Annotated in this window: 1 protein-coding gene; it reads left to right on the forward strand. The window is 68.1% G+C overall.

Translation table 11 applies throughout. The annotated features are described in order from the left end of the window. On the forward strand, nucleotides 1-455 hold a 455-nt coding region (locus MJ797_RS26175), incomplete at both ends, for a ketoacyl-synthetase C-terminal extension domain-containing protein (protein WP_305039803.1).

Raw genomic sequence — 455 nt, forward strand, 5'->3', positions numbered from 1 at the left:
GGGGATCTCGTCGTTCGGGTTCAGTGGCACCAACGCCCACGTGATCCTCGAACAGGCCCCGGACCCGATCACCGTTGAGCAAGCGTCATGCCCCCCTGACGTGGAGGTGGGAGACGCTCCTGAGACGTCGGGTGTGGTGCCGTTGGTGGTGTCGGCGCGGTCGCTGGAGGGCTTGCGGGCCGCTGCCGGACAGCTGGCCGACTTCCTCGAACAGCAGCCCGTGTCGAGCTTGGGCGATGTGGGTCGGGCGTTGTTGACGTCTCGTTCGGTGTGGGAGTTCCGGGCTGGAGTGGTGGCCGCGAGCCCGGATGAGGCGGTGGCGAAACTCCGTGCGGTGGAGCGGGCCGTTGACGTGGATGCCGTCGTGGCCGGGACGTTGCGGCGTGATGAGGATGAGTCGGCCAGGTTCGTGCAGTCGATGGTCGACGTGTGGGTGGCGGGCGGTCCTGTCTCCG

The sequence above is a fragment of the Protofrankia sp. CiP3 genome, from assembly GCF_917627345.1.
GTDB lineage: Bacteria > Actinomycetota > Actinomycetes > Frankiales > Frankiaceae > Protofrankia.